At 43.6% G+C, this 11,228-nt stretch carries 9 protein-coding genes; 7 read left to right on the top strand and 2 right to left on the bottom strand.

Features of this window, described 5'->3' with window-relative positions; translation table 11 throughout:
* Nucleotides 1–167: 167 nt before the first annotated feature.
* Both mrcB and hrpB read right to left on the bottom strand, forming a co-directional pair.
* Nucleotides 168–2,594 carry a penicillin-binding protein 1B gene (mrcB, locus tag Q0V26_RS17150; protein ID WP_297486087.1) on the bottom strand — a complete coding sequence of 809 codons (2,427 nt, stop codon included), beginning with the start codon at nucleotides 2,592–2,594 and terminating at the stop codon, nucleotides 168–170.
* Nucleotides 2,595–2,718: 124 nt separating this feature from the next.
* A complete protein-coding gene (hrpB, locus tag Q0V26_RS17145; protein ID WP_297486086.1) occupies nucleotides 2,719–5,205 on the bottom strand; it encodes an ATP-dependent helicase HrpB in 2,487 nt (828 codons plus the stop codon).
* Nucleotides 5,206–5,296: 91 nt separating this feature from the next.
* On the opposite strand from hrpB, the gene sfsA reads away from it, so the two are divergent.
* The 7 genes from sfsA to panC all read left to right on the top strand — a co-directional run.
* Nucleotides 5,297–6,010 carry a DNA/RNA nuclease SfsA gene (gene sfsA / locus Q0V26_RS17140; RefSeq protein ID WP_297486085.1) on the top strand — a complete coding sequence of 238 codons (714 nt, stop codon included), beginning with the start codon at nucleotides 5,297–5,299 and terminating at the stop codon, nucleotides 6,008–6,010.
* A gap of 129 nt (nucleotides 6,011–6,139) precedes the next feature.
* The gene (gene dksA / locus Q0V26_RS17135; protein WP_297486083.1) at nucleotides 6,140–6,589 is read left to right on the top strand and encodes an RNA polymerase-binding protein DksA; all 450 of its coding nucleotides are present in this window, start codon (nucleotides 6,140–6,142) and stop codon (nucleotides 6,587–6,589) included.
* Nucleotides 6,590–6,910: 321 nt separating this feature from the next.
* Nucleotides 6,911–7,795, top strand: a complete 885-nt coding sequence (gluQRS, locus tag Q0V26_RS17130) for a tRNA glutamyl-Q(34) synthetase GluQRS (protein ID WP_297486082.1) — start codon at nucleotides 6,911–6,913, stop codon at nucleotides 7,793–7,795.
* A gap of 54 nt (nucleotides 7,796–7,849) precedes the next feature.
* Nucleotides 7,850–9,280 (top strand): polynucleotide adenylyltransferase PcnB, encoded by a 1,431-nt coding sequence (gene pcnB / locus Q0V26_RS17125; RefSeq protein ID WP_297486081.1) that lies wholly within the window; start codon nucleotides 7,850–7,852, stop codon nucleotides 9,278–9,280.
* A complete protein-coding gene (gene folK / locus Q0V26_RS17120; RefSeq protein ID WP_297486079.1) occupies nucleotides 9,277–9,762 on the top strand; it encodes a 2-amino-4-hydroxy-6-hydroxymethyldihydropteridine diphosphokinase in 486 nt (161 codons plus the stop codon). The genes pcnB and folK overlap by 4 nt, the downstream gene beginning before the upstream one ends.
* 24 nt (nucleotides 9,763–9,786) lie before the next feature.
* Nucleotides 9,787–10,581 carry a 3-methyl-2-oxobutanoate hydroxymethyltransferase gene (gene panB, locus Q0V26_RS17115; protein ID WP_297486077.1) on the top strand — a complete coding sequence of 265 codons (795 nt, stop codon included), beginning with the start codon at nucleotides 9,787–9,789 and terminating at the stop codon, nucleotides 10,579–10,581.
* A 10-nt stretch (nucleotides 10,582–10,591) separates the two neighbouring features.
* Nucleotides 10,592–11,228, top strand: a 637-nt coding sequence (gene panC / locus Q0V26_RS17110; protein ID WP_297486076.1) for a pantoate--beta-alanine ligase, incomplete at its 3' end; no start/stop codon positions are given.

Here is an 11,228-nt window from a genome sequence, read left to right as displayed (position 1 = left end):
AGCAACTGACTTGTAATCAGTAGGTCACCAGTTCGACTCCGGTAGTCGGCACCATCTTTTAAAAGCCTCATCTTTGATGAGGTTTTTTTTCATCTATAGAAAAGGCCAAAAAAAACGACAACTTCGCAGCTGTCGTTTCACTCTACCATCAATCGTCAATTTTCATTTTATCCCGCAAACATATGCTTAATCCATGTTGCAGGCTGATTATCATCGCACTTGGCTTTTAAATCTCCATTACGATCCCATATAGGTAACGCGACATTACCATTACAATCAAACCGTAAACTACCATTGTTTGCTCGTTGATACTTAATCGTCGTGATATAAGGCGGCCAGCCAATATTTAACGGCAATGGTTGACGACGAGCAAGATAATCAGCATAAACCCGTAATGCACCACTAGAGCCCGTCAAACGCACTGGCGTGTTATCATCCCGTCCAACCCATACAACGCCAACCTCGCGGCCATCAGCCCCAGCAAACCAACTATCACGGTTATTATCGGTTGTTCCTGTTTTACCCGCTAACTTAGCTGAACTGAATTTATTTTGAAGAAAGCGTGCCGTGCCTTGGCTAACAACTTTTTTCATATCATAAGTTGTCAACCAAGCTGCTTGCTCTGGAACCACTTGCTCAATCTTAGGCTGATGTTGGTACAGGACTCGTCCTCGACTATCAACAACAGCATCCAAGCTGTATAGCGGCGCTTTACGGCCGTTATTAGTAATACTCTGGAACATTTGTGCAACTTCAAACGGTGATAAACTAAATGCACCTAATAATATTGAGGGTAAGTGAGGAATTTCATCTCGCTTAACTCCCAACTTCGCCATGGTGTTAATCACCGTTCCTAACCCGACTTTTAAACCTAAATTTACCGTCGGCACATTTAATGAATGCGCTAAAGCATAATATAACGGCACTTGACCACGGAATTTACGATCATAGTTTCTTGGTCGCCACGACGTTCCCTTACTGCCCTTTAGAACAATGGCACTATCACTCAGGGTTGTCGCCAAAGTAAACTTCTGCGGCTTACTCAACGCTGCTAAATAAACCGCAGGCTTAGCAAGCGAGCCTATTTGGCGACTAGCATCCAGCGCACGGTTAAATCCAGCATAACCAGGACGGCTACCACCAATCAGTGCTCTTACTGCACCATATTGACGATCAACCACCACCATTGCCGTTTCAACTTTGACACCAGCTTTTTTATTTAATCGTGGCACCATTACCGCAATAGTTTTTTCTGCGGCTTGTTGTGACACTGGATCGAGAGTACTAAAAATACGTAACCCTTTACCTAATTTGTAAATATCGCCAACATCTTGTTCTAGTTCACGTTGCAATTGTTGAAAATACGCTGGCTGACGACTGGCTATCTTAGGGGTCTTTTGAATACCTAATGGTTCTGATACGGCTTTTTCATATTCAGCGCCTGTAAGGTAATTATTTTTTAGCAGCAACATCAACACTAAATCACGACGTTTAATGGTGCGCTCAGGATGGCGCCATGGATTAAATTGTGACGGCCCTTTCACCATTCCTACTAACATGGCTAATTGATCGGGTCGCAGTTCTTCTAACGGACGCCCAAAATAAAATCGTGCCGCAAGAGGAAAACCATGCACTTCTTTGGCGCCATTCTGCCCAAGATAAATTTCATTTAAATAAGCTTCTAAAATACGATCTTTACTGTAACGATAATCAATAATGACGGCGATATACGCTTCACGTACTTTGCGCCATAAACTACGTTCACGGCTTAAAAATAAATTTTTCGCTAACTGCTGAGTCAGCGTACTGCCCCCTTGTACGGTATGTCCAGCTTTAAGGTTAACCACCATCGCCCGTAAGATTGCCAGCGGTGATACACCTTCATGCTGATAAAAATCACGATCTTCGGTTGTTAGCAGTGCATCAATTAATAATGGTGGAAATTGATTCCGCGCCATGAAGATCCGTTGCTCATTACCTGTAAGGCCTAACATCCCCAATAGTTTTGGTTCTATCTTAAGGGTTTTTAATGATTTCTTGGTTGTTAGATCGGTAATGGAAATCAGAGTGCCACCTGAAAAAGTCAGCATGACATGTTGTTGCGGCTGTGGATCATCAACAAACTTAAAGGGGCGACGAATTAATTCAATCCGGGTTGATGATGCAGAATACTCGCCCATGCGTTGTGGCGTTGCTACTTTATGGTATTGCAATACATTCAATTCATGGCGAACATCACTTAGGGTCATAGCTTGGCCCGTATGTAAGGTCAGCACTCGACCATAAACAACCGACGCTAAATCCCAAATTTGACCATCCATTTTATTGCGCACCACCGTATCTAAATAGATACCGATAACCAATAAAATAGCGGCCACAACTAGCATGAGTTTAAAGCTTAAACGCCCAAGCTTTCGTAACCATGGATGCGGAGCGACGTCTTTTTTAGCCGATTTTTTTTTTGCAGACGTTTTTTTTGCTGCAGTTTTTTTAGGCGATGCTTTTTTTGCCGCCGGTTTTAACGCCGCTTTTTTTTTCGAAGGCGAGAGAGTTTTCGCGGGTATTTTTGGGGGTTGCGACAACTTAATCATAATCAATCAACTACCGTAATTCCTATATTTAAGCTGGCAGCAATAACGCTGCGCAGCATCATTAATGTAAATTTACTGTAACACTATACCTGATTATATATACAGGTATCGAGCTTGTTTGTCGTAGTTAAAGGTATTTTTTAATTTTGCGGGTTGGAATATGATTTGCGGGATCATCAGGCCAAGGATGCTTAGGATAACGTCCTTTCATTTCTTTTTGGATATCCTTGTATGAACCGAGCCAAAAACCCGCTAAATCTTGCGTGATCTGTAATGGTCGTTGCGCCGGTGATAACAATTCTAGCACTAAAGCAACCTTACCATTGGCGATCGTAGGTGTTGTGGGCTCACCAAACATTTCTTGTAACTTCACCGCCAGTACAGGTTGTTGCTGTTCTTGATAACGGATCGTTATATTTGTTCCCGTTGGTACCTGATAATGGGTTGGTAACAATTGATCGAGTTGTTGTTTGTTATTCCAACCAAGATAGGCTTCTAGTGCAGTAACCATATTGACTTTTTGTAAGCCTTTTAAGGTTGTAATGCCATTTAAGTAAGGCAATAGCCATTGCTCAGAATTGGAAAGTAAACTCGCCTCGTCTAACGCTGGCAAACCAAGTTCAGGTAACCATTGATTGGCACAACGACCACGAATCAATAATGCGTTAGCTTTTTCTGTCCAATGTAAAACGCTCAATCCTTTACGTTTAACTGCGTTGAGTAACGCTTCACTGGCTAATGCCACATCTGGCGTTGCAGCAAGGCTACGGGCAACAATTAATTTGCCACAATAAACACGATGTTCAGCACTTAAGCGACCTTTTTTATCATCCCAATCAAGCCAGTCACATTCACTAAACAGAACTGGTAAGGTTTGTTGTAATACACAGACGTCAGCTGCAATGGCCGAGAAAATACGACTATCGCCTTGGCCGGTTTTAACAACATCAGCCACCACTAACAATGATTGAGTGGCAAGACTTTGACTACTATCAAGTACGCCCCCTTGACCATTGGCTAACTGATAACGACCATCATCAGTGCGGGATTGCGCAACACGATCAGGAAAACCAACCGCCAGCACAATCGCAGCCCAATAATTATTAACCGTAAGCGGTGTATTTCTTGCGACAACAAGAGTAGTAAGATGTTGCTGCGCCCGTTGCAAGTAAGCATGACTTCTAGTGAGTTTCTTGGTCTCAAGTAAGTGCAACTGAAACGCTAAATCTGGATTATCAATACCACGTGGTGGATCTTCTAATAACGCCACCAGCATTGCGGCTGTCGTTACAATAGTAAGATCTTGTTGCTGGTGTGCGGCTTGTTGAGCAAAAGCCAGCATCGCACTATGACGTGGATCTGCGCCTATCGTTTGCATCACTTGCCCGCGTGGTGTTTGCTGACCACGTTCATCAATCGCGCCTAATTGCTGCAATAATTGCTGAGCCTGTTGCAATGCAATCATCGGTGGCACATCTAGCCATTGTAAGTGTTGTGGATCATGACATCCCCATTGCACCAACTCCATCGCCAGAGCGGTTAAATCACTGCGCAAAATTTCAGGTTGAGGCGTTGCTGGTTGACGTTGTAATAATTCCTCGCTGTACATCCGTAAACAAATACCCGCTTCTAAGCGTCCAGCACGACCCGCACGCTGCTCTGCCGATGATTGAGCAATACGTACTTGCTGTAAGCGACTAATCCCTGTTTTTGGCTCCCACTGCGCGATCCGTTCAAAGCCACTATCAACCACTAATCGAATTCCCTCAATGGTCAAACTGGTTTCAGCAATATTGGTCGCCAGTACCACTTTACGTTGGCCAACAGGAGCTGGATTAATAGCTTGCTGTTGTTGCTCTATCGGTAACTGACCATACAACGGACAAATATTGATATTGTTATTAGATAAACGTGCCGCTAATGCTTGCGCAAGCCGTTTAATTTCACCAACACCGGGTAAAAAAGCCAATATTGATCCGGTTTCTTGAACCAACAACTGGTTAATTGCTATCGCCATCTGCTCAATCACATCCCGAGGATCATTAACATGTTGGTAGCGATATTCCACCGGGAAGCAACGTCCTTGTGACTCAACATAAGCCGCAGTAGGAAGTAGCTGTGCCAATGCGGTTTGATCTAGAGTGGCTGACATTACCAATAATTGTAAATCATCCCGCAGGGCTTGCTGAACCTCAATCGCTAACGCTAACGCAGTATCGGCATGAATACTGCGTTCATGAAACTCATCAAAAATAATTAACCCAATTCCAGCCAGTTCGGGATCATGCTGCAACATTCGCGTCATAACGCCTTCCGTCACAATCTCTAACCGTGTTTGGGCACTGACTTTAGTTTCGCCACGCACTCGTAAGCCAACAGTTTGACCAACACGTTCACCCAATTGCTGCGCCAAATAACTGGCAATGTTTCTCGCCGCTAACCGTCGCGGCTCCAACATAATAATTCGCTCCACGATGGTATTTGTTTCCAATAACGCCAATGGCAAACGGGTTGATTTACCCGCCCCTGGTGGAGCTTTTAAAATTATTTGAGTATGGTTAGCGAGTGCCGCAAACAAAGTAGCTAAAACGTCATCAATAGGGAGTTGTGACAAGGGCGTCACCTTATGTCATGATCAAAACAGAATCACATTGTAACGAAAGCCTAGCGACAACTAAAAATAATAATCCATACTTGAGGCCAAAATGAAATTTGCTCCGCCACTACACGCAGCCACTTTAATTAAACGTTACAAACGCTTCTTAGCTGATATCACATTAGACGATGGTGAGATTAGAACCATTCATTGTGCCAATACTGGCGCAATGACAGGATGTGCCGATTCGGGAACCACGGTGTGGTATTCAACCTCTGATAATAAAAAACGCAAATACCCTAATAGCTGGGAATTAGCTCAAACAAAGCACAATGATTGGATTTGTGTTAACACCATTCAAGCCAATCATCTTGTTAAAGAAGCGATAGAACAGCAACGTATCATTGAACTCAATGGCTACGATAATTTACGCACTGAAGTGAAATACGGTGCTGAAAATAGCCGTATCGATTTATTACTTGAATCACAAACCCGTCAGCCCTGCTATATTGAAGTAAAAAGTGTGACTCTACTGACGGATAATGGCCAAGGTTATTTCCCAGATGCAGTTACTACTCGTGGTCAAAAACATTTACGCGAACTGACCGAAATGGCACAACAAGGATCACGAGCGGTTTTATTTTTTGCGGTGTTACATACGGGAATTAATCAGGTCAATGTTGCGCAGCATATTGATCCAGAATACGCGCGATTATTACACCAAGCTATCAGTGCAGGAGTTGAAATTATTTGTTACCGAGCAACGATTGATGCTGCTGAAATAAAACTCGAAGACTGTATACAATTTCAGCATTTGACATAAAAAATGCTGTTTTCTTCACATTGACGTAGAATTGAAGTTATACATTAATTGCCACGCAGTAACCTTTCTGGTATAGATACCGCCCAAAATTAACCAGTGACGGTTATTAGGTACATTAGGAGATGCTATATGCCAGAGACCAACGTTAAAAAATCACTAGGCATCCTGGCTATTGCTGGGGTTGAACCTTATCAGGAAAAAGCTGGCGAAGAATACATGGGCGAAGCTCAATTAGAGCATTTCCATAAAATTCTATCAGCATGGCGTAACCAACTTCGCGTTGAAGTTAATCGCACAGTAAACCACATGCAAGATGAAGCCGCTAACTTCCCCGATCCAGTGGATCGTGCCGCACAAGAAGAAGAGTTCAGCCTTGAACTTCGTAATCGTGACCGCGAGCGTAAACTGATCAAGAAAATTGACAAGACAATCAAGCGTATCGAAGAAGATGATTTCGGCTTCTGTGATTCTTGTGGTGTAGAAATCGGTATTCGCCGTCTTGAAGCTCGTCCAACAGCAGATCTTTGTATCGACTGTAAAACCCTTGCAGAGATCAAAGAAAAGCAAATGGCTGGCTAATTACGCCTTTAATCAGGCCAAAGCTAATTTTAGAGGGAGCGTAAGCTCCCTCTTTCGTTTACACTAGCGCTCAAAATAACACGCTGTAATTAACCTAATGGTTGTTTACTTACCGATGTCGCACGAGCTCTGCCTTGTAGTCATAACCAAGCGTTATAGATAACTAGGCACCAAACTGAATAGTGTTCTCATTGTAGAGAGTCTTATTCAGTTTGGAGGGAATATATCTTGTTATATTTACCCCTGACTCTGGGCGACATTTACATTGCCGTACCAAGTTAGATAATAATCTATTTGGATTTTATAACCGTTCATTAATGTATGACTAACACAAATCAATATGTCGGTCGTTTTGCACCATCGCCCTCAGGGCCATTGCATTTCGGATCGTTAATTGCAGCTCTTGGTAGCTACCTCCAAGCAAAATCTCAGCAAGGAAAATGGATAGTTAGGATCGAAGATCTTGATCCACCTCGCGAAATGCAAGGGGCTGCTGATGATATTCTGCGCACACTAGAAGCCTTTGGTTTTATGTGGGATGGCAATATCATCTACCAAAGCTTACGTCTTGACGCCTATCAAGCTCAGATCGAAACTTGGTTAGCACAAGGGAATGCATATTATTGTCAATGTAGTCGAAAAGACATTAAACAAACGGGCGGCTATTACCCTGGTACCTGTCGTACCCTCAATCAACGGCACAGCAATGGTGCGGTTCGATTACAAGTAGACACACCAATAACCCATTTCGATGACCGATTACATGGCCGTATCGAATTGCCATTAGCATTGGCGAGTGAAGATTTTATCATTCATCGCCGCGATGGCTTATTTGCTTATAATCTTGCTGTAGTGCTAGATGATATCGAACAAGGGATCACCGAAGTTGTACGCGGTGCGGATTTAATTGAGCCAACTGGGCGTCAAATTGGTCTGTACCGACAACTAAGACATCCTGAAGTGAGTTATTTGCACTTACCGCTCGCCATTACTGACAATGGCAATAAATTGTCAAAGCAAAATCATGCACCAGCGATTGATAAACACAATCCTCGGCCTGCATTAATGGCAGCGCTACGCTTTTTAGGCTTTTCGCCTCCGACAGAGCTTGTCACAGAAAGCGTAGAACAAATTTTACAGTGGGGCATCACTCATTGGCAGCTCAAGCAGCTACCAAAGACGACTGCTATCACACTAGCATTCTAAAATAGTCTGCCGTGATATATCATACACGGCTGTTTGTTGAACCATGTGCACAAAATGGGGTGTATTATCTTTAATCGAGTAGCCAACTTTTGCCGTAAAGTATTGAATCGCGACAGTAGTACTCGCGTTCCAGAGGAACAAACTTTGCAAGTTTACCAACGCCCAGAGCACGGCATTTCACGAAAAGATATCAGCGAAAATGCGCTGAAAGTACTATATCGTCTAAACAAAGCTGGTTACGACGCTTACCTTGTTGGTGGCGGCGTCCGCGATTTATTGCTTCACAAACAGCCGAAAGACTTCGATATTGCAACCAATGCAACACCTGAAGAAATCAAAAAACTGTTTCGTAACTGTCGTTTAATCGGCCGTCGTTTCCGTCTTGCTCACATCCTATTTGGACGTGACATTATTGAAGTAGCAACCTTTCGAGGCCACCACTCAGACGCGCCAATACAAGTGACACCGCCTAAAGATAAGCAAAAACCACAGCTCTCTTCTCGCAATGAAGAAGGCATGTTATTACGTGATAATGTTTACGGCACCATCGAAGAAGATGCAGAGCGCCGCGACTTTACCATTAACGCACTTTATTATAGCGTTAAAGACTTTACCGTTACTGACTATGCCAAAGGTATTGAAGATCTTAATAATCGCGTAATTCGATTAATGGGTGATCCAGAAACGCGTTACCGTGAAGATCCCGTTCGTATGTTACGAGCAGTACGCTTTGCGGTTAAGTTAGACATGGATATCGATCCTGTCACTGCAGCGCCAATTCGTGAACTCGCAACACTGATGCAAGATATTCCATCTGCGCGTCTGTTTGAAGAAAGTCTTAAGCTACTGCAATCGGGTCAAGGTCTAGAAACTTACCGTATGCTGCGTGAATACAATTTATTCCAGCAGTTATTCCCCATTTTATCTGACCATTTCACGGAGAATAACAGCAGCAAAACAGAAAAAATGATCGAGCATATCCTTGCCTCGACCGACAAACGAATGGCTGAAGACAAACGTGTTAATCCAGCCTTCATTTATGCTGCTATGCTGTGGTATCCAATGATGACCCGTGCCGAAGAAGTCTCTTTTGCCAGTGGTTTATCATTCTATGATGCCTTTATGGTTGCCAGTAACGACATTCTTGACGAACAAGTGCGCTCAATTGCTATTCCACGTCGCCACACCACTACGGTTCGCGATATCTGGCAGCAACAATTGCGCTTTAGTCGTCGTAGCGGTAAACGTGCCTTTAAGACCATGGAACACCCTAAATTCCGTGCCGCTTATGATTTCTTAGAAATGCGTAGCTTGTTTGAAGGCAGCGATATCAAAGAATTAGCACAATGGTGGAATGAGTTCCAAGACGCAGATTACAACCAACGTGGCCACATGGTCACTCACATCAATGATGGTGGTGCTCGCCGTCCACGTCGTCGTCGCCCACAGCAACCACGTCGTAAAAAACCGCAAGTAAAATCATGATTCGCGCTTATATTGCGATTGGTAGTAACTTGGGCGATCCTGTCGCCCAAGCTCAAACCGCTATCAAGGCACTGCAACACCTACCCAATACACAAGTTATTAGCGTATCCTCGTTGTACAGCAGTACCCCGATGGGACAGCAAAATCAACCTAATTACATAAATGCGGTTGTTGCTATCGACACCACATTAGCTCCGCTTACGTTGCTTGATCACACTCAAGCAATTGAGCTCGAACAAGGACGTGTTCGCAAAGATGAACGCTGGGGTCCACGGACACTAGATCTCGATATTATTTTATATGGTGATCTACAGCACCAGTGTGAGCGCTTAACCGTGCCGCACTATGGCATGAAAGTACGGGAGTTCGTACTGTATCCACTAGCCGAAATTAACCCTGCTTTAGTTTTGCCTGATCACACTTCTTTATGCACGTTATTGACTCAGGTTAACCGTAATGGCTTAGCTATTTGGCAAGCATAAATTCATCAGAGCGAGAAAGAAGCTATGAAAAAAATTACCATCAACGATCTCCTAAAATGGAAGCAAGAAGGTCGTAAATTTGCATCAGTAACAGCATACGACGCGAGTTTTTCTCAATTATTTGAGCAGCAAAATATGCCGGTTATGTTAGTCGGTGACTCGTTAGGCATGGTTCTCCAAGGCCACAACGATACCCTTCCAGTAACCATTGATGACATCGCTTACCATACGCGTAGCGTTCGTGCAGGTAGCCCTAACTCGCTGCTAATGGCTGACATGCCATTCATGACCTTCGCAACCCCAGCACAAGCTTGTGAAAATGCCGCAAAACTAATGCGCGCAGGGGCAAATATGGTCAAAATCGAAGGTGGCGCTTGGGTTGCTGAAACAATTTCAACCCTTACACAACGAGCGGTTCCTGTATGTGCTCACCTTGGTTTAACACCTCAGTCTGTCAATATTTTTGGCGGTTATAAAGTTCAAGGCCGCAATTTGGATCAAGCTGAGACAATGGTTAATGATGCCATTACCCTCGCTAAAGCTGGTGCCCAAATCATCGTATTGGAATGTGTTCCAGCAAGCCTTGCTGAACGTATTACCAAAGCGGTGGATGTGCCTGTAATTGGTATCGGTGCGGGTAATTCGACCGATGGCCAAATACTGGTTATGCACGACATGTTTGGTATTTCTGCAAACTACATGCCGAAGTTCTCTAAGAACTTCCTTGCAGAAACAGGAGATATGCGTACTGCGGTTACTAAATACATTGAAGATGTTGAGTCTGGTGCATTTCCAGGATCTCAGCATACCTTTGAATAAGGAATAAGAGATGCAAACATTCGCCGAGATTGCCCAGTTAAGAGAGCAAATTACGACGTGGCGCCACGCAGGCCGTCGAATTGCCTTTGTTCCAACCATGGGTAACTTACATGAAGGCCATCTTACGTTAATGCGTAAAGCACGTAAGCATGCTGATGTTGTTGTTGCGAGTATTTTTGTTAACCCAATGCAGTTTGAAAAAACTGAAGATTTAACCAATTATCCACGTACTCTTGAACAAGATATTGCTAAGTTACAACAGCAAAATATGGTGGATGTGGTATTTACGCCAACCCCAGAAATCATGTACCCAGCCGGACTTAATAATCAAACTTACATTGATGTCCCTGGATTATCGACTATTTTAGAAGGCGAATTACGTCCGGGTCATTTCCGTGGCGTAGCAACCATCGTTAATAAATTATTTAATATCGTCCAACCCGATGTGGCTTGTTTTGGCGAGAAAGATTACCAACAATTGGCGCTTATTCGTCAAATGGTGATTGATCTAGCGATGGATATTAAAATTGTTGGCGTACCAACAGTACGTGAAATGGATGGCTTAGCCATGAGTTCACGTAACGGTAACCTTACCGTTGATGAACGCCAACGTGCACCTGTTTTAGCCCGTACAATGCGTTGGATCA

Origin of the sequence: uncultured Photobacterium sp., assembly GCF_947039875.1 — a bacterium.
GTDB lineage: Bacteria > Pseudomonadota > Gammaproteobacteria > Enterobacterales > Vibrionaceae > Photobacterium.
This window is presented reverse-complemented; position numbering and strand designations above follow the sequence as displayed.